Genomic DNA, 23,534 nt, shown 5'->3' on the forward strand with positions numbered 1-23,534 from the left:
GGAGGCTAATTGGTTAGATCCTGCGCAGGAGCCAGCTGTTGTCGGCGGCGTCCAGCTCATTGCCGAGCACGGGCTTCCAAGCTCCAGGCGCAGCCGGGTTGTTGCCGGGTCGGGAAGGAGAGGCGCTGCCTTTGCTCGTCCGCCAAGGATCGGCGCTTGGGCGGCCGGCGGAACGCTGCCGATGTTCGCTGCCGGCGGAATGCTGCGGCTGCCTGCTGCCTGAGGAGTGCTGCCACTGTCCGCTGCCAGGGGAGCGCTGTCGTTGCCCGCCGCCGACGGAATGCTGCGGCTGTCCGCTGCCGACGGAGCGCTGGGCGGAGGCAGGCGATCGCTGAGCGTCTCCTTGGGCGGCGTAGTCCCAGAGCCAGCCTGGTTCGGGATCGAGCTTTTTCTCCATGCGATAGCAAAGCAAAGCCTCCACGTATTGCGCGTTCGAATAGCCCAGCCGGGAATAAAAACGAATCCCTCTGGCGTTGTCTTTGTCGACATAAAGCATGCTTCTGATGCAGCCTTTCTTGCGGCCGTATTCTTCGGCCCGCTGCATGAGCTCCGTGCCCCATCTGCGGTTCTGATAGGCGGGATCGACGGCGAGAAGGTCGATAAAGAGAACCTTGTTCTGAATGACCATATGCAGAAAGCCATAGGGGTCGCCGCCGCGGTTCTTTGCCGCGACGAGAGTCGAGCCGTTTCGAAGACGTTCGGCGACCTCGCTGTATAAACGGCCGTCGCGAGGGTGCGCCCAAGGCGATTTGGGCACGAGCTGGCTGCGGACGAGCTTGACGATCCCTTTCGTATCCCGAGGCTGCCTCCAACGAATCATCCTATTCACCTCCAGAAGAACGATGCGGGATAAGCGGCGGATTGCTATAGGGTATGAAATCGTTCCGGGGGTTGTTCTCCGCGAATTTCATCCTTGTATTGACGAATGGTTCGGGGAAGCATATAATTAAACTCATTCAACCGAACATCCAACAGCAATGATAAGGAAGAAGCGGGAGGGCTCTTGAGCTCAGAGAGCGTCGGATATGCTGAGACCGATGCCTTAATCCCTGGACGCTGGGTCTCCTTGGAGCTGTTCGCCTGAACCGCCGATTTCGGCATTGTAGGGTGAAACGGAGTGGCGCTCGTTAACGTGCCTAAGGTATGCGATTGCCTCTTGAGCGCTCAAGCTTGCAGCCATACTTTATGAGGCCGTCGCCGCGAGGCGTACGGTAAATCCGGGTGGTACCGCGGAAGGCACAGCCTTTCGTCCCTGAACATTCAGAACGATGTTCGGGACGAAAGGCTTTTTTGGCTTTTACGATCGTAAAGCCGATTGCAAACTCTACATTCCGGAAGGAGGATGACGGATGAGCGCACAAAGTGCCACGCTGAAATCCAAAGAAGAATTGATTGAGAAATGGAGCAAACCGGAAGTCATTTCGGGTTCCGAGATGCTGCTGCGCAGCCTGTTGTTGGAGGGTGTGGATTGCGTCTTCGGTTATCCGGGCGGAGCGGTTCTATATATCTACGATGCCATGTACGGCTTCGAAGACTTCAACCACTTGCTCACCAGACACGAGCAAGGCGCCATTCACGCCGCGGACGGATACGCTCGCAGCACCGGCAAGGTCGGCGTCTGCATCGCCACTTCGGGTCCGGGAGCGACCAACCTCGTAACGGGTATCGCGACCGCCTACATGGACTCGGTGCCGCTCGTCGTCATCACCGGCAACGTGGCGACCAGCCTTATCGGTACGGACGCGTTCCAGGAAGCCGATATCGTCGGCATCACGATGCCGATCACGAAGCATAGCTACATGGTACGCGACGCCAAAGAGCTGCCTCGCGTCATTCACGAGGCGTTCCATATCGCCAACACGGGCCGCAAGGGACCGGTTCTGATCGACATTCCGAAGGACGTCTCCGCGGCGAAGGCGCTGTTCCAGCCCGTCACCGAAGTGAACCTGCGCGGCTATCATCCGACGGTCAACCCGAACCGCAACCAGGTCGACAAGATGATTCGCGCCATCGAGAAGGCCGAGCGTCCGGTACTGCTCGTCGGCGGCGGAGCGATCTACTCCGGAGCGCATGAGGAGCTGCACGAATTCGTGACGAAGACGCAGATTCCGGTCACGACGACTCTGCTCGGGCTTGGCGCTCTCCCGACCGGCCACGAGCTGCACATGGGCTTCCCGGGCATGCACGGAACCTGGACGGCGAACACGGCGATTCAGAACGCGGATCTGCTGATCAACATCGGCGCCCGGTTCGACGACCGCGTGACGGGCAAGCTGCAAGGATTCGCGCCTAACGCCAAAGTGGTTCATATCGATATCGATCCGGCGGAGATCGGCAAGAACGTGCCTACCGACATTCCGATCGTCGGAGACGTGAAGACGGTGCTTCAGTTGGCGAACACGCTGGCGAAGAGAGCGGACCAGGCGGACGCCTGGCGCGCGCAGATCCAGGAATGGAAGGCGAGCAAGCCGTTCAAATTCCAGGACTCCGACACGGAATTGAAGCCGCAATGGGTCGTTTCCCTCATCCACGAGACGACGAACGGCGACGCGATCGTCACGACGGACGTCGGCCAGCATCAGATGTGGGCGGCTCAATATTATCCGTTCAACAAGCCTCGTTCGCTCGTTACCTCCGGCGGACTCGGAACGATGGGCTTCGGCTTCCCGTCCGCCATCGGCGCACAGATGGGTAACCCCGATCGCACGGTCGTCTCGATCAACGGCGACGGCGGCATGCAGATGTGCGCGCAGGAGCTCGCGATCTGCGCGATCCACAACATTCCGGTCAAGGTCGTCATCTTGAACAACCAAGTGCTCGGCATGGTTCGCCAATGGCAGGAACTTATCTACGACAACCGTTACAGCCACATCGACCTCGCCGGCAGCCCGGACTTCGTGAAGCTGGGCGAAGCGTACGGAGTCAAGTCGTTCCGTGCGACGAACAAGGAAGAAGCGAGAGAGGTTTGGGAAGCGGCGCTGCGTCATCCCGGCCCCGCGCTGGTCGAATTCGTCGTTCGCAAGGGCGAGAACGTTTATCCGATGGTTCCTCAAGGCAGCACCATCGATCAAATGCTCATGGGGGATTCCGAATGAACACCAAACATACCATTGCCATTCTCGTGAACGACCAGCCCGGCGTTCTGCAACGGGTGTCGGGGCTGTTCGGACGCAGAGGCTTCAACATCGAGAGCATCACGGTCGGAGCCTCCGAAGAGCCCGGATTGTCCCGGATGGTTATCGTAACGACCGGAGACGATCATACGCTCGAGCAAATTCAGAAGCAGCTCTATAAGATTATCGACGTAATCAAGGTTATCGACATCGGATCGAGCCCGATGGTCGGAAGAGAGCTCGGCCTGATCAAGGTCAACGCCGAGCCCTCCGCCCGTCCGGAGATTCTGGGCGTCGTCGAGACGTTCCGCGCGGCGGTCGTCGATATCGGCCCGAACAGCCTGATTGTACAAGTTGTCGGAGATTCGGATAAAATAGATGCGATGATCGAGCTGATGAAGCCGTACGGCATTCGCGAGCTGTCTCGCACGGGCGTAACCGCGATGATTCGCGGCGCCCGCTAATTTTTGCAGCCGAGCGCTTTAGTGCTTTAGTCTATCAAGACGTCCTTATCCACCGTCCGCTCCCCGCTGGAGCGGGTGTTCGAGGAGAGGAGCGGCTGGCCGCGGGGAAGGCTTGTCCACCTAGAGCTTCCGCAAGGGTCGACTTCTCTCTTGGAACGCCCGTTCCATGAGGGTTGCCAATATTTGCTTCATTTAATTAAGGAGGAACACATCCAATGGCAGTCAAGTTATTCCACGAGAAAGACGCCGACCTCGGCGCCCTGAAAGGCAAGACAATCGCGGTCATCGGCTACGGCAGCCAAGGCCATGCTCAAGCTCAAAACCTGCGTGACAGCGGTCTGTCCGTTATCATCGGTCTTCGTGAAGGCAAATCTGCCGAAGCGGCTCGCAACGACGGCTTCGAAGTTCTGAACGTTGCGGACGCAACCCGCAAAGCGGATGTCGTTCAAATCCTGATGCCGGACGAAACCCAAGCCGCCGTCTATAAGAACGAGATCGAGCCGAACCTGAAGAAGGGCGCCGCCCTCATGTTCTCCCACGGCTTCAACGTTCACTTCGGCCAAATCGTCGCACCAAGCGACGCCGACGTTCTGCTCGTCGCTCCGAAGTCCCCGGGCCACATGGTTCGCCGCACGTATGTCGAAGGCTTCGGCGTACCGGGACTGATCGCCGTTCACCAGAACGGAACGGGCAAGGCGTTCGAGATCGGCATGGCATACGCGAAGGGCATCGGCTGTACCCGCGCAGGGGTTATCGAGACTTCCTTCCGCGAAGAAACCGAAACCGACCTGTTCGGCGAACAAGCCGTACTTTGCGGCGGCGCTAGCGCCCTCGTCAAAGCCGGCTTCGAAACGCTGGTCGAAGCAGGCTACGCTCCCGAGATGGCTTACTTCGAGTGCTTGCACGAGCTGAAGCTGATCGTCGACTTGATGTACGAAGGCGGACTCGCTTCCATGCGCAACTCGATCTCCAACACGGCGGAGTACGGCGACTACGTTACCGGACCTCGCATCGTAACGGACGAGACGAAGAAGGCGATGAAGGCCGTTCTGTCCGACATCCAACAAGGCAAGTTCGCACGCGACTTCATCCTAGAGAACCAATCCGGACGCGCGTTCCTGACGGCTACCCGCCGCAACGAAGCCGAGCATCCGATCGAAGTGGTCGGCAGCCAGCTCCGCGGCCTGATGCACTGGATCAAGAAATAATCGCATGTCAGGCACCGGCTGTCCCGGGGGCAGGCTCTGCTCCCTGGGCAGCTTTTCTTTTATCCGTGCATGCGATCCGAGTATGCTATAATTTAAGGCAATACACTGTCTGCTTCAGGAGGTGCGGGTGAACCCCTGCCATGAGGAAAATTTATATCTTTGATACGACTTTGCGAGACGGAGAGCAATCTCCCGGCGTTAACCTGAACACCCAAGAGAAAGTTGAAATCGCTCTCCAGCTCGAGAAGCTCGGCGTCGACCGCATCGAAGCGGGCTTCCCGGCCGCCTCTCCGGGCGATCTGGCCGCCGTCAACGCGGTCGCCCGCGCGGTCAAGAACGCCTCCGTCATGGGGCTTGCGCGCTCGGTCGAGAAGGACATCGATGCCGTGAAGGAAGCGCTGAAGGGCGCCGCCGATCCGGCCATCCACATTTTCCTCGCCACTTCGCCCATTCACCGCAAGCACAAGCTGCGGATGGAGAAGGAGCAGGTGCTTGAGACGGCGGAACGCGCGATCCGCTACGCCAAGAAGCACTTCGCCCGCGTCGAATTCTCGGCGGAGGACGCCGGACGCACGGAGCTCGATTTCCTCTGCCAGGTAACGGAATTGGCCGTTCGCGAAGGCGTCTCGGTCGTCAACATTCCGGATACGGTCGGCTATCTCAATCCTCAGGAATTCGGCCATATTTTCAAGACGCTTAAGGAGAAGGTGCCGGGAATCGAGCAAATCCAGCTGTCCGCCCACTGCCACGACGATCTCGGGATGGCTACCGCGAACTCGCTGGCCGCGATTCTGAACGGAGCCGACCAGATCGAAGGAACGATCAACGGGATCGGGGAACGCGCCGGCAATACCGCTCTGGAAGAGGTGGCGCTCGCCCTGGCGACCCGCGCCGATTTCTTCCAAGCGAAGACGACGCTCAACCTGAAGGAGATCGCGAAGACGAGCCGTCTCGTCAGCAAGCTGACCGGCATGGCCGTTCCGGGCAACAAGGCGATCGTCGGGGCGAACGCGTTCGCGCACGAATCCGGCATTCACCAGGACGGCATGCTCAAGGAGAAGACGACGTACGAGATCATCTCTCCGGAGACGATCGGCCTCAAGGACAGCAAGCTCGTGCTCGGCAAGCACTCCGGACGCCACGCGTTCCGCGAGAAGCTGATCGACCTCGGCTTCGAAGACCTGACCGAGGATCAGGTGAACGCGGCTTTCGGCAAGTTCAAGGATCTGGCCGACCGCAAGAAGGACGTCAGCAACGAGGACATCATCGCTCTGCTCGAAGAGAAGATGGTCGATACGCCGGAAGTGTTCGCTCTAGAGCAGCTGATCGTTTCCTTCGACAGCCACTCGACCCCGAACGCGACCGTTCGGCTCAAGACTCCTCAAGGGATCGTCGAGACGAAGTCGGAGGGCAACGGCTCGATCGATGCGGTTTATCGCGCGATCGACGCTCTTACGAAGGAAGAAGTCGTCCTCGACGACTACACGATCAAGTCGGTTACGGACGGTACGGACGCGCTGGGCGACGTGCACGTCGTTCTTAAGCAAGGCGACGAGAGCGCGCAAGGACGCGGCGTCAGCACCGACATTATCGAAGCGAGCGCCCGCGCTTACGTGGATGCCTTGAACCGCCTGATCGACAAGAAGAACGCTCCGAGACGCAACCGTCGCGACAATGTAACGCTGATTTGATTAATACGATAAGCTCCGCCGCCCCATGGACGACGGCAATATAGGAAGACGGTGCCCTGGCGAGGGCCTCGTTACTAGAAATGGGGAACTGATATGAATTATCGATTTTCCGAGCGGCTGGGAAGCTTCTCTTCGTCGGCCGTGCGCGAGATCCTGAAGCTGACCCAAGGCAATTCGATTCTCTCGTTCGCCGGCGGCTTGCCCGCGGAAGAGCACTTCCCGGCGCAAGCGATCTCGGAAGCGTTCGGGCGCGTCATGGAGCAAGGCAACAAGGCGCTGCAGTACGGACTCACGGAAGGGTATCTGCCGCTGCGTCAAGCGCTGTGCCGCCGCATGGAGAAGAAGCATGTCAAGGTGACGCCGGACGACATGCTCGTCACGACGGGCTCGCAGCAAGCGATCGACCTGCTCACCCGCATCTATATCGATCCGGGCGACGTGATCCTGGTCGAACGTCCGACGTACCTGTCGGCGCTGCAGGTGTTCCGTTCGTACGGCGCGGTTCCGATCTCCGTCGACGGGGACACGGACGGCCTGAACCTTGCGGACCTGGAAGCCAAGCTGAAGCAATACAATCCGAAGATGCTGTACGTGATCCCGACGTTCTCTAACCCGGCGGGCCGCGCTTGGAGCGAGGAGCGCCGCCGCGGCGTTCTGGAGCTGTGTCGTCGCTGCGACACGCTCATCCTCGAGGACGATCCTTACGGGGAGCTGAAGTTCGGGGACAAGTCGGTGGAATACCGCTCGCTGTTCTCGCTCGACCGGCATCCGGAAGGCTCTTGCGTCGTGTACACGAGCACCTTCTCCAAGACGGTCGCTCCGGGCCTTCGCACCGGCTGGGTGATGGCCGACCCCGAAATCATTCGCCAGATGGCCCGCGCTAAGCAAGCGGCCGACCTGCAGTCGAGTTCGCTCGACCAGCAGACGCTCTATCAGCTGCTCGAGCACTTCGATCTCGACGGACACATCGAGTTCGTTCGCACGGAGTATGAAGCGCGCAAGAAGCATCTCGTCTCCCTGCTGGAGCAATACGCATGGCCGGGAGTCACCTGGGAGGAGCCGAAGGGCGGCATGTTCATCTGGCTGCGGCTTCCGAAGGAGATCGACACGGGAGCGCTGCTTAAGATCGCCGTCCAGGAAGGAGCGGCCTTCGTGCCGGGCGTCTCCTTCTACGCGGAGGATCCCGAGCTCAACACGCTGCGCATGAACTTCACCTACAACGACACCGCGACCACGATCGAGGGCATGAAGCGCCTCGACAGGGCGATGCAGAGCGTTCTGGTGAAGGGGTAACGGAACATAAACCGTCCTGATAGGCTTCGGCCTGTCAGGGCGTTTTTTTGTAGAACCTTCCAGTTTGACTGGAGGTTTAAAAAGTTTTCAGCTATGAGTAGACATCTCTTGCGAGCAGATCTGCAAACCGCTTCCCTGAAATCCCGCTCGAAGTGCCGCCGTTGCACGGAAAAACCGTGCATCTCCCTCGGGCTCCCGCTCGGAGTGCCGCCGTTGCACGGAAAAACCGTGCATCTCCCCCGGAATCCCGCTCGAAGTGCCGCCCTTACTATTGGCTTCCTCAATAGAGGCCAGAGCCCTATAGGCTTGTTATAGAAGAACCGCGCTCTATGCCGATCACCATCACCCATAACGATTTTTCCGTTAAAAACGAAGGAATCGCAAAAATTTGTCCCCTTCTTATCCAGGTTATGTGTTATATAGAGCAAAGAAGCAAGAGAGGTGAGCGTACACGGAACTCCAGCTGATTCAAGCAACGATCGATGCAATACGCAACGGCCAGTCGGACGCCTATAGTTCGATAGTCCGCCACTATCAACGTCCCATTTACATCTATTGTTGCAGGCTGCTTGGGGACGATACGGAAGCGGAGGATGCGGCGCAGGACATTTTTGTAAAGGCTTATCGGTCCATTGGCCGCTACGAGCCGACGGGAAGTTTCTCTTCCTGGTTGTACAGCATCGCTTACCGGCATTGTCTGAACATCCTGAGAAGGCGCAAGCTGCAACGAAAGCTTCAGGGTCTGATCATGCGCGATGACCGAATGCCCGGTCCGGAGACGTTGGTCGACGAACGAACGTTCAGCCCGCCCCTGGAGGATGCACTGCGGCGATTATCGGCCTTTGAACGCAGTTTGCTTGTATTGAGCGTTTTTGAAGAGAAGACGTACCCCGAGATCGCGGCCATTATCGGCAAGAACCCGGATGCGGTAAAAAAACGAATTGGAAGAGCGAAACGAAAGCTGCGCGCAATGTTAGAGGAAGATGGGGAGGTAGAAGCATGGAACAAGCAAGAGACTCTTTGGCAGACTCGAAGCTGAGGATGGGCGGTCGAAAAGAAGAGCGGTTCCGCGAGATCGACATCGTGGATGCGGTGATGGGAAGGGTGCGGAGACTGGACAATGGCCCGCGGAAAGCCAGGCGCCCTCGACGCCTGACGAAAACGGCGGTTCTTGCCGCGGCGGGGAGCCTCGTATTATTAGGTTCGGTAGCAGGCTACGCGGCGACGGAGTACGTCAAGCTTAAAGATTCCCAAGGCCGGGTGGTCATTGAGACGATCGAGGCGTCCAAATTCGAGTTGCCGAAGGATATTGGCCAGAGGATGAGCGAGTATCGCGACCGCGTGCATGCAGCTCTTAAGCAGGACGAGATGGCGGCGTATTACATCAAGGATGACGAGGTCAACGCTTATGCCGCAATCGATCAGATCGATTTCGAATCGAAGCTGGAATACGACACGTACGGCGATTACGAGAGTCGGATGCAGAGCGCGAAAGCGCCATACCTGCCCAAGCCGGATTCCCTGCCGAGGGGATACGAGTTCGAATTCGGCAAGCTGACGCCGAGACCTCCCCTGCGAGGAGACCCGGGCAACGAATTCGAACAGATAAGAGACCGGCTAAAGTCGGCTGCCGAAGCCGCGAAGAAAGGCGAAATCCTGTTCATGGAGACCGTCAAGTGGAAGTCGATCCTGAACTCCAAGCTCGTCTTCGCCAAGGGGAGCGCCAAGATTGAACTGCTTGCGACAACCGGAGCGGAGAACGGCACTCCCAAAGCAACGATCTCGCAGCGAGAATCGGATCGATCGGAGTCGGTTCGTCTGAGCGATGCCCAGCAAGCCGTCTACGTGCGGGATGACGGCCTCGAAGCGACCAATACCAATACGCTAGCATGGTACGACGAAGCATCCAACATTTACTACTCCATATATGCGGACAGCTCGGTTACCCGGGATGAGATGCTGCGAATCGGGAAAAGCATCGTTCAAGCGGCGGGAGACCGGTAAACCGCGTCTCCAAGCTCCAACCTATAGGCTACAACTATGAAAACGATAGCTTTTATCTATTTTGCCTACGCTGCCCAAGTATGCTACAACTGATATAGTGCCATCATTGGATATCAGATAGGATGAGCTAAGAGTCCTCTACTCCTCTCTGATACCGACGCAAAGCTTCAATGACGTTCGGGAACGTCATTGGCGTTTTTGCTTGGACAATCGAATCGATACGGGAGTGTGCATACGGATGTCTGAAGTGAAGAAAATCGCCGTCATCGCCGGCGACGGGATCGGACCTGAAGTCGTAGGGGAAGCCATTAAAGTGTTGAAAAAAACCGAAGAGCTGTTCGGCTACAAGTTCGAGCTCGAGCACGGCTTGTTCGGCGGGATCGCCATCGACGAGAAAGGAACTCCGCTTCCGAAAGAGACGCTGGACATCTGCAAGAAGGCGGATGCCGTGCTGCTTGGCGCGGTCGGCGGTCCGAAGTGGGACAACAATCCGAAGGAGCTGCGTCCGGAGACGGGCTTGCTCGGGATTCGCAAGGCGCTCGGCCTGTTCTCGAACATCCGTCCGGCCGTCGTGTTCGACTGCCTGAAGGACGCGTCCACGCTGAAGCCGGAAGTGCTGGAAGGCACCGACCTGATCGTCGTGCGCGAGCTGACGGGCGGCATCTACTTCGGCGAGAAGTTCCGCCGCGAAGGCGCTCAAGGCCAAGAAGCGGTCGATACCTGCGTCTACAACGTAACCGAAGTCGAGCGCATCGTGCGCCAAGCGTTCGAGATCGCCGGCACGCGCAGCAAGCGCCTGGCGTCCGTCGACAAGGCTAACGTGCTCGAGACGTCCCGCCTGTGGCGCGAGACGGTCAACCGCATCGCTCCGGAATACCCGGACATCGAGCTGGAGCACGTGCTCGTCGACAATTGTGCGATGCAGCTGCTGCGCCGTCCTTCGAGCTTCGACGTCATCGTGACGGAGAACATGTTCGGCGACATCCTGAGCGACGAAGCCGCCATGCTGACCGGATCGATCGGCATGCTCTCGTCCGCCTCCCTCGGCGAAGGCAGCTTCGGCCTGTATGAGCCGGTCCACGGCTCGGCGCCGGACATCGCGGGCCAAGGCATCGCGAACCCGATCGCGACGATCCTGTCGGTCGCGCTGATGTTCAAGCTGACGTTCGGCTACCAAGAAGCCGGAGACGTCATCGAGCGCGCGGTTAAGCAAGTACTGGACGCGGGCCACCGCACCGGCGATATCGCCGTCGACAAGAGCAAAGCGATCGGAACGACGGCGATGGGCGACCTGATCGTCGCTGCAATGGCTCGCTAATCGACCGAAAGCTTATTCGGCTCCGGCGATCTTTGTCGGCATGACAGGAGGTTAGGAAGATGGCAGAACGCATGGTTGGCCGTCCGGCCCCGGACTTCTCCCTCAAGACCGCTCTTGGCGACGGAAGCGGCTTCGGTCAAGCGGCTTTGTCCGATTATAGAGGCAAGTGGCTCGTCCTCTTCTTCTATCCGCTCGACTTCACGTTCGTATGCCCGACGGAGATCGTCGCTTTGTCCGAAGCGGCGGCGCGGTTCCAGGAGCTTAACGCGGACATTCTGGGCGTCAGCGTCGACAGCGTCCATAGCCACAAGGCTTGGATCAACACGGCTAGAACCGATAATGGAGTAGGCAAGCTGAACTTCCCGCTCGCGTCCGACATCACGAAGAATACGGCTCGGGATTACGGGGTTCTGATCGAAGAAGAAGGAGTCGCCCTTCGCGGCCTCTTTATCGTCGATCCGGAAGGCGAGATCAAGTACCAGGTCGTCAACCATAACGACGTGGGCCGAAGCGTCGAGGAGACTTTTCGAGTGCTTCAGGCGCTGCAGTCCGGAGGGTTATGTCCGATCAACTGGAAGCCCGGCGACAAGAATCTCGCATCCAAGTAGCTCTCTGCTATCCAATACTTAACAATAGACGCATGTATCCGCATGCGTCTTTGCTTTTTTCGCCATAATGCGTCAAAATCAGTAGCATAGGGTAATGGGTAATGCGGCAGGAATTCGGAAGGATAGAAGAGAATATAGTGAATAACGCATTGCAGGTTGCGTAACGGCCGGTTCGAGGAGGGAAGACGATGAGTTTCTGCTGCGGAGCAAGCATGATCGGAACCAAAGGGACTTTAAAGCATTATCGGACGCGAATCCATAATGTGCCCATTCTGTTCTGTCCCGTGTGCCACCGGGTGGAGGTCCATTATCTGGTGGAGAACGAATACGAGATTCTGGCGGAATACGCGCATGGAGACGGCGCTTCCGAAGTCGACTTCCACGACTACGTTGACGAATCGGACAAAGAGCTTCATGAGAACTGCGTAAACAATGAGGACGAGGATCCCATGCAGGTTGTCCAAAGTCAGATCGATATGGCTCTTGATCTGCTGTCCTTCTCCAAACAATTGAAGGATACGGAATGGGAACAGCAGTTGAAGCGAAGACTCGGCGTGCTCGCTCAGCGCAAGCAAAAGCTGAAGTCGAAGCGGATGACGGGAGGCGCATTCTGAGCGGCGCCCTGCCCGACCTTTGCGGAATAAAGCCATCTCCGCGCGAGATCCGATTGCCTGGCGATCTGACCGATCAAGCGATGCCCTAGCATCGTGCGTGTCCGGACGGCATGGGATGAAGATCGGCGCGGGGATGTTTTTTTTTGTTTCCACCCCCCAATCCATGGAAGTCGTCTACGAATGTTATGAACGTGGGGTGAGCGCTTGCTTCTCGTATTGTGGAGAAAATGGACAGGACGCGGCAGTGCGGCAGCCGTGCCTGAACCGGAGGCATTGAATCCGGAGGAAACGGTCGAAGCGATCCAGCAAGGCCGTGAAGAGCTGCGCAACGACCTAATTAAACAGTATCGACCCTTCATCGTAACGACGGCGAGCCGCTTCAGCAAGCGGTACATCGATCCGGATCGGGACGATGAGTTCAGCGTGGCCTTATTAGCCTTTGACGAGGCGATCACGCGATATTCGAACGAGGGCGGGAGCCGCTTCATCGGCTTCGCCGCGCAAGTCATGAACAGGCGTCTGATCGATTACGCGCGCAAGGAGCAGCGGCATCTCACGGCGGTTCCCTACAGCTCTCTCCAGGGGGAATCGGACGAGGAAGGCTCCGTGCTGAGCAAGATCGAAGCCAAGGAAGCGTTGACGGTTTATTCCAGGGAGCAAATTGCCCAGGACCGGCGGGATGAGATCCGTACGATTACGGAGGAGCTGTCGGAGTACGGGATTTCCTTCTTCGAGCTGACCGAGCAATCGCCGAAGCATCAAGACTCCAGGGAGTCCTTGCTGGAGATCGGGATCCGTCTGGCTAAGCGGGAATCCCTGCTTGCCTTGCTCAAGGATAAGAAGAAACTTCCTTTGAAGGAGCTGGGCCAGCTGGAGAACGTATCGCGCAAGACGCTGGAGAGACATCGCAAGTATTTGATAACGGTAGCTTTGATTGCGGCGGGGGCTTATCCCTTGCTCCAACAATACATAACGGGTGCGGACGCGGGCAGCGAGGAGGGTCGGCTATGAGCAAGGCAATAGTCATGTCGTTAAAGGGACGGCGAGCGGTTGTTCTAGCTCAGGGAGGCCGCTTCGTCATGGTGCCCCGCGAAAAGCACTACCAAATAGGAGACGAGATCGAATTCGAGGCCGAGGAAGTACGCTCTTTGCCCCGAACGGCATCCGGAAGGCGCGTTCGGTGGGCGGCGGGAGCCGGCGGCGCGGCCGTGCTATGCCTTCTGCTGTTCGGGGGCTTGTGGCTGAGGACGCCTCCGGTCGTCGCCTATGTGACGATGGACGTCAATCCGAGCGTGGAGCTCGGCGTCGACGGCAAGGACCGGGTGCGGCAGCTTCGAGCCGTGAACCCTGACGCGATCCCGATTATCGAAGGCATCGATTACAAGGGCGAGTCTCTCGAGAGCGTAACCGATCAGATCGTCGATAAGCTGGCTTCTTTGAAGCTGCTTGAAGGAGAGGACGCCGAGGTCGTCCTGACGACCGTTCCGGTCGGCAAGGTCGACGAGGAATGGGAGAGCGAAATCTCCGAGATGATTAAGCATTCCATTGAAGAAGCGGGAGCCTCTGCGGGAACCGCGGGAACGTCCGAGGGTACCGCAAAGGGAAATGGCGAAGGGGCGGAGACGGCCGAGACGACGCCCGTCGTCACGACCGTATCGGTTCCCAAGGAGGTTCGAGAGCAAGCGAACGCGAAGGGAGTCTCCGCAGGGAAGATGGCCTTCTGGCTCAAGGCCGAAAGCCAAGGTCATCGCGTCCCCCTTCAGAAGCTTAAGAGCGAATCGTTGAATCAGATTTCTTCCTCCTGGGGCGGAGTAAGCTCGGTGCTGAAGGAGTCCGAAGACAAGGATAAGATCAAATCCGACGAAGAGTGGAGAGAACTGGTCTCCAAAGCTCAAGAGAAAGAGAAGAAACGCCAGGAAGCCCGGGAGAAAAAGCAGAATTCCGCGAAGGACGACAAGGGCAAGACGTCCAATAAGCCGAAGGCGGAACAGAAGCCCGGGACTGCGGCCGGCGGCAAGGAAAATAAACCTTCGACCGCCCCCCCTGCGCCGTCTTCTTCCCCGAGCGCGGAGCAAGCTTCCGTCTCGAAGAATGGCGCTAAGGCCGAGAACGGCGACAACGCGCCGAAAGCCACGAACGGGACGAGCAATCGTCCCTCTTCCCCTAAGGATCCGGGCAAGAACAAGCCTTGGAACGGGAAGTCCGAGGGCAATCGCTGGGGAAGAGAGGATCAGGATCAAGACGACAAGAAATCCTCGTATGACGACCAAAGCAGTTCGAAGAACGATCCGCGAGAGGAGAAGAACGAGCGGAACGAAGACAAGGACAAAAACAAGAACGGCCAACGGGATCGCGATGGCAACGATCGACAGGATAGCCGGGGGAATAACGGCGGCAACGACTAAGAGCGGAGCCGCCTGCGCGCCGGGATAAGGGTTCCGACAGAATGCGGGACCTCTCTCGACAAGATCTCTCATTGACAGGGTGATCTTGTCGCGACTATGATAGATGTGAATTTTTGTATGATTGTCCTTCATCTAACATCCCGGAAGGAGTCCTCATATGAAAAGGTGGGAGACTCGCTACTTCTCCGCGTTGGTTGTCTTCGTGATGAGCAACGAAGACTCGAGCGGCAGGAACTTGGCGGAGTTGCGAACTTGGCTGCAGGGCATCTCCACCGACGATATTCTGAAGTACCACGAGGAGAGCGTAAGAATGCTGCTTTCCAACGCCGAAGACGAAGACCGGATGTCCATCATGCACCGGTCTCTTTTGTTTCTAATGGAGGTGATCTCCGTGCTGAAGATGCCCGAGACGGCCGCGACGACCGAGGACATCGATCCGGAACGTCTGAAAGATGCCGTAATCGATTCCATTCCGATCGAGTACGAGCCGGCGAGCAAGTTCGAAACCGTTCTTCAGCATATGGATACGGGAGTGGCTCTGTTCGATTCCGACGGTTATCTTCGTTTCTTGAACGTACAGATGGCCCGGGTGCTTCAGACTCCCCGGCGCGCGCTTATCGGCCAATCGGTGCGTCAGCTGTTTTTCCATCCCGCTCTGCGCCGACCGATTCGGAAGATTTTCCTGCGGATGTACAAGGAGCTTGTCTATTATCACCGTTATCATGGCGAATTCGAGGATTCGAACGGACGGATACTGCTGATCAGCATCTCCCGAATGGATGAGCTCGACGGGGACTATCTGGTCAGCATGAAGGACGTATCGGAATACAAACAGATCGAACAGACGGCTTTCCAGAATGATAAGCTGGCGATGCTCGGCAAGATCGCGGCGGCTATCGCGCATGAAATCAGGAATCCGCTTACTTCGATCCGCGGCTTTATCCAGCTCTTGAAGCCCTATCTGGAATCGATCGGCAAGCAGGAATACGTTCGGATCATTCTCTCCGAGATCGATCGGGCGAACGATATCATCTATGAATTTCTGAATTCCTCCAAGCCCTCGGCGCCGATGAAGCAGACGCTGACGGTGGCCGATCTCGTGAAGGAGACGATTCTGCTCACCGAGAGCGAAGCGCATATGAAGGGCTGCGAGTTCCAGACGGAGATCTACGACACCGATATCTCCGTCGCGATCGACGTGAAGCAGATCAAGCAGGTGCTCCTCAACATGGTGAAGAACGCGATCGACGCCATCCAGGATACGGGGGACCAGCGCAAAGGGCTGATCGAGCTCTCCTCCCGCAAGGAAGGGCGATTCGCGCTTATCCGGATCCGGGACAACGGCAAAGGGATGGATCGAGCTACGCTAAGCAGGCTTTTCGACCCGTTCTTTACGACCAAAGAAGAAGGAACCGGGCTGGGGTTATCCGTAAGCTATCGTATCATCCGCAACCATGGGGGAATGATAGAAGTTCAGAGTACGCCGGGAGAGGGTACCGAATTTTTGATTTATTTGCCTTTAGTGGAAGCGAGAGAGTAAGGATAACCGGTCGCGGTGCCCAGAAGGAGAGTGGATGCAGATGAGCCGAACGGATACGGAGAGCCGGGTTCCGCCCGGACAACGGTTGACGACGGGTTTTCCCGTCTTGCACCATGGAGAGGTTCCGTATTATCGGGACATGAGACTGTGGGATCTGAAGCTGCTTGGCCTGGTGGAGGAGAACGTCACGATCTCGTACGCGGAATTCATGAAGCTGCCCAGACGGACGTTCGTGAACGACATTCATTGCGTCACGACTTGGTCCAAGCTCGATAACGAGTGGGAAGGCGTCGCGGTGGCGACGATCATGGAGAAGGTCAAGCTGAAGCCGGAAGCGAAGTACGTCATGCTGCATGCCGAACGAGGATGGACGACCAATCTGCCTCTGGAGGATTTTCTCCGGGACACCTCCTTCTTCGCGCTTAAGCACAACGGAGAGCTGCTCACGCCCGAGCACGGGTATCCGGTCCGGATGGTCGTTCCGCACCTGTACTTCTGGAAAAGCGCCAAGTGGCTGCGGGCCGTCGAGTTCCGGGCGACCGACCGGCCGGGCTTCTGGGAGCGGAACGGATATCACATGTACGGCGATCCCTGGCTCGAGCAAAGATACGATTTTGAATGACGGAATAGGAACGTTTCAAAAAAAAGAGGCTGCTCCATAACTCAAAGCTAGAACTTTGAGCTTATGGACAGCCTCTTTTTTGTAGCGGAATGCTCGAAAAGACAATAAAAAAACGACGTAAACGACGTCGCCAGCTTGTTTTAGACAGTTTTTAAGAAAAGATAGATGTCCTCGCCATCTATAATATTAGTATAACTTAAAGAAAAACATAAGTCTATACTTTTTGGCGGGATTTGGATATATTTTTTGAGCGCCACGCAAAAACGCTTTCTGCGCCCTTTCGGCGCCGAAAAAGCTTTGCGGAAATCATCTAGAAGCGGAAAAGAAAGAAGGAGGGAAAAACGAGTGATCGAGCTGCAAGGAATAAGCAAGTCGTTTAAGGTCGCCAAGCGATCGTCCGGAATCGGGCAAGCCTTCAAGGCATTGTTCGCGAGGGAGCATACCACCGTTCATGCCCTGCAGGAAATTTCGTTCTCGATCGGCGAAGGAGAGATCGTCGGCTACATCGGGCCGAACGGCGCGGGCAAGTCGACCAGCATCAAGGTGATGAGCGGAATTCTGGTTCCGGACGAAGGAAGCTGCAGCGTCATGGGCTACACGCCTTGGAAGGACCGAACGGCCTATGTCAAGAATATCGGCGTCGTGTTCGGTCAGCGATCGCAGCTATGGTGGGACGTGCCGGTTCTCGATTCCTTCGAGCTCCTTAAGGACATCTATCGCATTCCGGATGCCGAATACCGCGGCAACCTCTCCATGCTGACGGAGACGCTGGATCTGGAGCCGATCCTGAAGGTGCCCGTCCGGCAGCTCAGCCTGGGCCAGCGCATGCGCTGCGAGATCGCCGCGTCCCTGCTGCACGGGCCTCGCATTCTGTTTCTGGACGAGCCGACGATCGGCCTTGACGCGGTCAGCAAGCTGGCGGTCAGGCGATTCATTCGAACGCTGAACGAAGAGAAGGGAGTGACGGTGATCCTCACGACCCACGACATGAGCGACATCGAAGCGCTTGCGGAACGAATCCTAATGATCGGCAAAGGAACGCTTCTCTATGACGGAACGATCGGGGAGCTGAGGAACCGGTTCGGGACGGAGCGGAAAATCACGGTCGACTACGAAACCTGCGATCGGCCTCTCGAGATAGAGGGAGCGAAGACGCTCTCCTGGTCGCCGGAGAGGGCGGTATTCAGCGTCGACACGGGGCAATACCGAATCGCGGATCTGATCTCCCGCTTGTCGGGGCAGATTGAGCTGCTCGACGTCTCCGTGGAAGCCAAGCCGGTCGAAGAGATGATCGTCGAGCTGTATCGGGAGCACCGAATATGAGGGCTTATACTTCCGTTTGGCGGCTCAGGTTCCTGCTCGGGCTGCAATACCGGACGGCGGCCTTCGCCGGCATCGCGACCCAGCTTTTTTTCGGCTTTATCTTTATCATGATCTATATCGCTTTCTACGAGCACGGAGCGGGCGGCGCTCCGATCGATCTTCCGGATTTGATCTCTTACACGTGGCTCCAGCAAATTTTCCTCACTCTTATCATGCTCTGGTATCGGGACAATGAGATTTTCCGGCTAATCACTTCCGGCAACATCGCCTACGAGCTATGCCGCCCATGCGGGATCTACGGCTTCTGGTACGCCAAGCTGCTCGGACAACGCCTTGCCGGAGCGTCGCTTCGCTGCTTGCCGCTTCTGCCGATCGCGCTTCTGCTTCCGGAGCCTTACCGGCTCGGCTTTCCTCCTTCGATCGCCAATTTAGGATTGTTTATACTATCGCTAGCGATCGGGCTCCTGATCGTCGTCTCCGTGTCGATGCTGCTTTACATCTCCGTTTTCTGGACGATGTCGCCGGTCGGCTCGACGCTCTTGATCTCGATCGCGGGCGAGTTCTTCGCCGGAATGGTCATTCCCGTGCCGCTTATGCCGGAGTGGCTGCAGAAGATCGTGAATTTCCTGCCGTTTCGCTGGACGGCGGACTTTCCGTTCCGCGTGTACACCGGGCATATTCCCGAGCGAGAGGCGCTATTAGGAATCGCCGCTCAGCTAGCATGGATCGTCGTACTTATCGGTTTCGGACAATGGCTGCTCTCCAGGGCGCTGAGACGGACCGTTATCCAAGGAGGTTGATCTTAGGCCGTGTCCGGAGTTCGACTTTACTTCAAGTATTTATCGATGCTGTTCCGTTCGCAGATGCAGTACCGCGCGTCCTTCCTGCTGCTGACGTTCGGCCAGTTCTTTATTCCGTTCGCCGTTTTCGCCTCGCTGTACTTTATGTTCGAGCGCTTTGGGCAATTGCGCGGCTGGTCCTTCTTCGAGGTTGCTCTTATTTTCGGAGTCATCCATATGGCGTTCTCGATAGCGGAGTGCTTCGCGCGAGGGTTCGACATGTTCTCCTCGCTCGTCGGAGCGGGAGAATTCGACCGGCTGCTCGTTCGCCCGAGAAGCACCGTGGTGCAGGTGCTCGGCTCCCAATTCGAGTTCACGAGGTTCGGACGCCTGCTGCAGAGCGCCATCGTGCTCGTCTGGGCTCTCGCGAAGCTGCCGGTCGATTGGAACGTGGCCAAGGGAATTACGCTTGCGCTAATGATCGCGTGCGGCGTGTTCATCTTCGCGGGCATCTTTATTTTGTTCGCCACGCTATGCTTCTGGACCGTCCAGGGGCTGGAAGTAGCCAATATCTTCACGGACGGCGGGCGCGAGATGGCGCAATATCCGCTGGATATTTACAAACGTTGGGTGACCGTCTTCTTCACGTTCGTGATCCCCTTCGGCTGCATCAATTACCTTCCGATGCTCTATATTCTGGACAGGGTGGAAGGCCGCGATCTCGCTTATATGGCGATGCCTCTTGCCGGAGCGGTATTCCTCGTTCCTTGCGTGCTGGTCTGGCAGATCGGCGTCCGGCATTACCGGTCGACCGGGTCTTGATCGTGCGAAGGGGGCGCGGGGGAGAAGTCGTCTTCGCGGGACGCCGGCGTTTGCGGCTGTACGCCGACAATATCGACTTGCTGGGAGGATAACAGGTTCCCTCCTAGGCTCGAAGCCTTGTCAGCCTCCGACTTCCTATCGCCTTTTCGTCATTCTAACGAAATCTTACCCATAAGCTATGCAGGAACACGGCGCGAATCTATAATGGGGGAATTACGAGGAAGTCTTCGATATTCACGGAGAGGAATTGGCCTTATGACGAATACCGGCGCTCTCGCCGCCCCCGCCTTGCGCTTATCCAAGGGATTGCTTTTGACGATGGCTTTTGCAACGGGAATGACCGTCGCCAATCTGTACTATAATCAGCCGCTGCTGGCGGACATCTCGCGTTCGTTCGGCGTTAGCCCGGACGCCGCGGGGCTGATCTCGACCTTTACCCAGATCGGCTATGCCCTCGGGCTCGTTCTGTTCGTTCCTCTCGGCGACATCAAGGAGCGCCGATCCCTTATCACGGCGCTCCTTGCGCTCGTCTCCCTATCGCTCGTTGGCGTAGCAACCGCCCAAAGCCTGGCCTGGATGTACGCGGCCAGCCTCGCGGTCGGAATGACGACGATCGTTCCGCAGATCATGATTCCTCTGTCGGCGGAATTCGCCGCCCCCGAGGAGCGGGGCAAGGCGATCGGCATCGTGTCGAGCGGGCTGCTTATGGGCATTCTATCGGCCCGCGCCGTGTCGGGGCTCATCGGGGGAACGTGGGGATGGCGAATCATGTTCTGGATCGCGGCGGCCGCGATGCTGGCGCTGCTCGTGCTGCTGAGATTGCTTCTGCCCAGAAGCCGGCCGGTCTCCGACCTTCGGTACGGACAACTGCTCATGTCTCTCGGCACTTTGGTTCGAAAGTATTCCATCTTGAGGGAATCCGCTCTGATCGGAGCGGCCAACTTCGTCGGCTTCAGCGCGTTCTGGACCTCGTTGTCCTTCTACCTCGAAGGAGAGCCCTACTTTTATAGCAGCCAAATCGCCGGGCTGTTCGGGCTCATCGGCGTCGCGGGCGCGGCAGGGGCGCCGATTCTGGGCCGCTTGGCGGATCGGCTCTCGCCGAAAAGGATGATCGGCATGCTGACTCTGCTATCGATGGTCGCCTTTATCTGCTTCGGTTTGTTCGGCGTTTACCTATGGGCCCTGATCGTCGGAATCATTCTGATGGACCTGGGGGTGCAAGGCACGCAAATCTCGAATCAAACGCGGATTTATGCGCTCGAGCCTTCCGCCAGAAGCCGACTGAACACGGTTCAGATGTTTATCACTTTCACCGGGGGAGCGATCGGTTCCACGCTCGGAAGCTTCGCGTGGAAGGAGTGGGGCTGGACGGGAGTTTGCTTGACGGGCGGCAGCGCCATTACGCTCACGCTTATCGTATGGCTCGTCCACCGAAGCCCCAAGGCGGCTCGCGCCGCGGCTAATGCCGAAAGCAAAGCGGGATAAGGGGGGGCCTCTAGCCGAACTTGTCGGTTCGGCGGGATTGCTGGTATGATTAAGGAATCGACGACATCGGCATTGCGCTGATAAGCTTGCCGCCGATGGAGAGGAGATTTCGTTATGTCCGAACACAAGCATCACAAAGCGCAGGATATGCTTGCCGTCATGTCGCGGAATGGCTGGAGAATTACCGATCAGCGCCGAACGCTCGCGAACATTTTCTCGTCTACCGAGCAGTACCTGTCCCCGAAGGACGTCTACGATCAGTTGACGGAGAAATACCCGAGCGTCAGCTTCGATACGGTTTACCGCAATCTGAGGATGCTTAGCGAGATGGGCGTGCTGGAGCAGTTCTATTTCATGGAGGGCGGACTCAAGTTCAAATCCTCCTGTCTGGACCACCACCACCACCATCTGATCTGCACGAATTGCGAGAAGACGCTGACGTTCGATTTTTGCCCGATGCAGGATACGCTTAAGCTCCCCGGGAATTATAAGATCATGAACCATCGCTTCGAGATCTATGGGATTTGCGAGGAGTGCCAGAAAGAAATGGCTCCGCAGGCGTGATCGCTCTATCGTCGCTTGCGAACGAAGCCATTCTCCATTGCGATTAATTGTAATAATTACAGTCTCAAACGAAAAAAGGAGACTTGTCCGATTTATTCGGCAAGCCTCCTTTTGCGGTCAACGAAGCAGCGCCAGGTCGAAAGAGGGGACAAGTCCTTCCTTGGCAGCGCGTCCTAGAAGGGCTTCGACGGCGGCGTATCCGCTATCGCCAAGGCTCTCCGTGAATTCGTTCACGTAGAGCTCGATATGCTGCTTGGTGACTTCCGGGGCCATCTCCTGCGAATGGCTGGCGACGTAAGCCTTCGATTCATCCGGGTGAGCCCATGCGTATTGCACGGAAGCTCGGATCCAGTTCTCGACCGCTTTCAAGTCCAGATGGCGGCGGGCGATGATCGCTCCCAGCGGGATCGGCAAGCCCGTGTCTTCTTCCCACCAGCTTCCCATGTCGGCGACAAGATTAAGCCCGTAATTCGGGTAGGTGAAGCGGGCTTCATGGATGACGAGTCCCGCATCGATATGGCCGTCGCGGACGGCGGGCATGATCTCATGGAACGGCATGATGACGATTTCGCCTACGCCGCCCGGGACCTTCTGGGCGACCCAGAGCCGGAACAGAAGATAAGCGGTCGAGCGGTCGCTCGGCACCGCGATTCGCTTGCCGGAGAGGGACGCCGGATCCGCGGAGCCGGATTTCGTCAGCACGAGCGGTCCGCAGCCTCGGCCAAGGGCTCCGCCGCAAGGAATGAGGGCATAATGGTCAAGAACCCATGGAAGGGCGGCGTAGGAGATTTTCATCACTTCGGGTCCTTGGACATCGGCGGCCCAATGGTTGGTTTTGTCGATATCGGCATAAGTGACGTTCAGCTCGGGAGCTCCGGGAATGAGGCCGTGCGCCCAAGCATGAAAGACGAAGGTATCGTTCGGACATGGGGAAAAAGCAATATTCATCGCAGTACCTCCGCTAGTATAGTAGTCGCGCGTTCAAGAGACTGAAGGGCGTCCGGGATGCGCCACGCGGATCGGTCGCGAGGACCGACCGGATTCGAGACCGCTCTCAGCTCGAGCGCCGGAATGCCGAATTGGCGAGCGGCCGCCGCTACTCCGAAGCCTTCCATCCCTTCGGACGAGGCGCCCGGAATCCGCGCGGCCAATCGCTCCGCCGTGGCTGCCGTTCCGGTTACCGTCGATAAAGTGAGGGCGGGACCTTGGACGGCAGCGAGATCCGCGTTCCGCAGCGCGTCGGTCAATCGGCCGGCCAACTCGGGATCCACCTCGATTCGGGCGGATCCGAAGCCAAGCTCGTCCACGGCGGAGAAGCCGTCCGGCGTCTCCGCGCCCAGGTCGGCGGCGATAATCGCGCTCGAGACGACGATGGAGCCGATCTCCGCTCGCCCCGGATAGCCTCCGCCGATTCCGGCGCTGATCACGAGATCGTAGCTTCCCTTGGCCAATACGGCCGCCGTGCTGGCCGCCGCGGCGGCAGGGCCGACTCCGGCGACCCGGACGGCGATGCCGTCCGCATCCGCTCTTTCGAGGCCGCGCTGAACCGCATCCCGCTCGATGGGGACGGCCGTCATGATCAGGACGTTCTTGTATCGCTTTCTTTCGCTGTCTTGCATCTTTTCATCTCCAATCGCACCATAACTTAACTTTAACAAAAGCGTTGCCGAATGACAAAAGG

At 57.8% G+C, this 23,534-nt stretch carries 22 protein-coding genes; 19 read left to right on the plus strand and 3 right to left on the minus strand.

From position 1 onward, the window contains the following. Window positions 1-13 precede the first annotated feature (13 nt). Window positions 14-820 (minus strand): GNAT family N-acetyltransferase, encoded by an 807-nt coding sequence (locus H7B67_RS05955; RefSeq protein ID WP_185118875.1) that lies wholly within the window; start codon window positions 818-820, stop codon window positions 14-16. A gap of 529 nt (window positions 821-1,349) precedes the next feature. On the opposite strand from H7B67_RS05955, the gene ilvB reads away from it, so the two are divergent. The 19 genes from ilvB (at window position 1,350) to H7B67_RS06050 (ending at window position 21,853) form a co-directional block, all read left to right on the plus strand. Then, a complete protein-coding gene (ilvB, locus tag H7B67_RS05960) occupies window positions 1,350-3,095 on the plus strand; it encodes a biosynthetic-type acetolactate synthase large subunit (RefSeq protein ID WP_185118876.1) in 1,746 nt (581 codons plus the stop codon). Then, window positions 3,092-3,577, plus strand: a complete 486-nt coding sequence (ilvN, locus tag H7B67_RS05965; RefSeq protein ID WP_185118877.1) for an acetolactate synthase small subunit — start codon at window positions 3,092-3,094, stop codon at window positions 3,575-3,577. Before ilvB ends, ilvN begins: the two co-directional genes overlap by 4 nt. 215 nt (window positions 3,578-3,792) lie before the next feature. Next, window positions 3,793-4,785 carry a ketol-acid reductoisomerase gene (gene ilvC / locus H7B67_RS05970; RefSeq protein ID WP_185118878.1) on the plus strand — a complete coding sequence of 331 codons (993 nt, stop codon included), beginning with the start codon at window positions 3,793-3,795 and terminating at the stop codon, window positions 4,783-4,785. Window positions 4,786-4,925: 140 nt separating this feature from the next. Then, the gene (locus H7B67_RS05975) at window positions 4,926-6,476 is read left to right on the plus strand and encodes a 2-isopropylmalate synthase (protein ID WP_185118879.1); all 1,551 of its coding nucleotides are present in this window, start codon (window positions 4,926-4,928) and stop codon (window positions 6,474-6,476) included. Between the two features lie 93 nt (window positions 6,477-6,569). Next, window positions 6,570-7,769 carry an aminotransferase-like domain-containing protein gene (locus H7B67_RS05980; protein WP_185118880.1) on the plus strand — a complete coding sequence of 400 codons (1,200 nt, stop codon included), beginning with the start codon at window positions 6,570-6,572 and terminating at the stop codon, window positions 7,767-7,769. 565 nt (window positions 7,770-8,334) lie between these two features. Further along, window positions 8,335-8,808 (plus strand): RNA polymerase sigma factor, encoded by a 474-nt coding sequence (locus tag H7B67_RS05985; RefSeq protein WP_245363982.1) that lies wholly within the window; start codon window positions 8,335-8,337, stop codon window positions 8,806-8,808. Beyond that, complete coding sequence (locus tag H7B67_RS05990; RefSeq protein ID WP_185118881.1) at window positions 8,769-9,773, plus strand: hypothetical protein; 1,005 nt, start codon at window positions 8,769-8,771, stop codon at window positions 9,771-9,773. The genes H7B67_RS05985 and H7B67_RS05990 overlap by 40 nt, the downstream gene beginning before the upstream one ends. A 238-nt stretch (window positions 9,774-10,011) precedes the next feature. Beyond that, window positions 10,012-11,091, plus strand: coding sequence for a 3-isopropylmalate dehydrogenase (leuB, locus tag H7B67_RS05995; protein ID WP_185118882.1), 1,080 nt, complete (start codon window positions 10,012-10,014; stop codon window positions 11,089-11,091). A 59-nt stretch (window positions 11,092-11,150) separates the two neighbouring features. After that, window positions 11,151-11,699, plus strand: coding sequence for a peroxiredoxin (locus H7B67_RS06000; RefSeq protein WP_185118883.1), 549 nt, complete (start codon window positions 11,151-11,153; stop codon window positions 11,697-11,699). A 188-nt stretch (window positions 11,700-11,887) separates the two neighbouring features. Then, window positions 11,888-12,313: a hypothetical protein gene (locus H7B67_RS06005; protein WP_185118884.1), complete on the plus strand. Its 426-nt coding sequence runs from the start codon at window positions 11,888-11,890 to the stop codon at window positions 12,311-12,313. A 204-nt stretch (window positions 12,314-12,517) separates the two neighbouring features. Further along, window positions 12,518-13,324, plus strand: coding sequence for an RNA polymerase sigma-I factor (sigI, locus tag H7B67_RS06010; protein WP_185118885.1), 807 nt, complete (start codon window positions 12,518-12,520; stop codon window positions 13,322-13,324). Beyond that, complete coding sequence (locus tag H7B67_RS06015; RefSeq protein WP_185118886.1) at window positions 13,321-14,718, plus strand: anti-sigma-I factor RsgI family protein; 1,398 nt, start codon at window positions 13,321-13,323, stop codon at window positions 14,716-14,718. Before sigI ends, H7B67_RS06015 begins: the two co-directional genes overlap by 4 nt. A gap of 157 nt (window positions 14,719-14,875) precedes the next feature. Further along, window positions 14,876-16,258 carry a two-component system sensor histidine kinase NtrB gene (locus H7B67_RS06020; RefSeq protein WP_185118887.1) on the plus strand — a complete coding sequence of 461 codons (1,383 nt, stop codon included), beginning with the start codon at window positions 14,876-14,878 and terminating at the stop codon, window positions 16,256-16,258. A gap of 40 nt (window positions 16,259-16,298) precedes the next feature. Beyond that, on the plus strand, window positions 16,299-16,880 hold the full coding sequence (locus tag H7B67_RS06025; protein WP_185118888.1) for a sulfite oxidase-like oxidoreductase: 582 nt from the start codon (window positions 16,299-16,301) through the stop codon (window positions 16,878-16,880). A gap of 345 nt (window positions 16,881-17,225) precedes the next feature. Next, the gene (locus tag H7B67_RS06030; RefSeq protein ID WP_185118889.1) at window positions 17,226-18,203 is read left to right on the plus strand and encodes an ATP-binding cassette domain-containing protein; all 978 of its coding nucleotides are present in this window, start codon (window positions 17,226-17,228) and stop codon (window positions 18,201-18,203) included. Beyond that, window positions 18,200-19,003, plus strand: a complete 804-nt coding sequence (locus tag H7B67_RS06035) for an ABC transporter permease (RefSeq protein WP_185118890.1) — start codon at window positions 18,200-18,202, stop codon at window positions 19,001-19,003. The genes H7B67_RS06030 and H7B67_RS06035 overlap by 4 nt, the downstream gene beginning before the upstream one ends. A gap of 45 nt (window positions 19,004-19,048) precedes the next feature. Beyond that, window positions 19,049-19,804: an ABC transporter permease gene (locus H7B67_RS06040; protein ID WP_185119237.1), complete on the plus strand. Its 756-nt coding sequence runs from the start codon at window positions 19,049-19,051 to the stop codon at window positions 19,802-19,804. A 255-nt stretch (window positions 19,805-20,059) separates the two neighbouring features. Beyond that, the gene (locus H7B67_RS06045; RefSeq protein WP_185118891.1) at window positions 20,060-21,289 is read left to right on the plus strand and encodes an MFS transporter; all 1,230 of its coding nucleotides are present in this window, start codon (window positions 20,060-20,062) and stop codon (window positions 21,287-21,289) included. Window positions 21,290-21,403: 114 nt separating this feature from the next. Beyond that, the gene (locus tag H7B67_RS06050) at window positions 21,404-21,853 is read left to right on the plus strand and encodes a Fur family transcriptional regulator (protein WP_185118892.1); all 450 of its coding nucleotides are present in this window, start codon (window positions 21,404-21,406) and stop codon (window positions 21,851-21,853) included. A gap of 117 nt (window positions 21,854-21,970) precedes the next feature. Here the strand turns inward: H7B67_RS06050 and H7B67_RS06055 are convergent, their stop codons facing one another. Together H7B67_RS06055 and H7B67_RS06060 are read right to left on the minus strand one after the other, a co-directional pair. Continuing rightward, window positions 21,971-22,801, minus strand: coding sequence for a 1,4-dihydroxy-6-naphtoate synthase (locus H7B67_RS06055; RefSeq protein WP_185118893.1), 831 nt, complete (start codon window positions 22,799-22,801; stop codon window positions 21,971-21,973). After that, window positions 22,798-23,472, minus strand: a complete 675-nt coding sequence (locus H7B67_RS06060; RefSeq protein WP_185118894.1) for a futalosine hydrolase — start codon at window positions 23,470-23,472, stop codon at window positions 22,798-22,800. Before H7B67_RS06060 ends, H7B67_RS06055 begins: the two co-directional genes overlap by 4 nt. Window positions 23,473-23,534: the final 62 nt, after the last annotated feature.

Source organism: Cohnella thailandensis, from assembly GCF_014212135.1.
Lineage (GTDB): Bacteria > Bacillota > Bacilli > Paenibacillales > Paenibacillaceae > Cohnella > Cohnella thailandensis.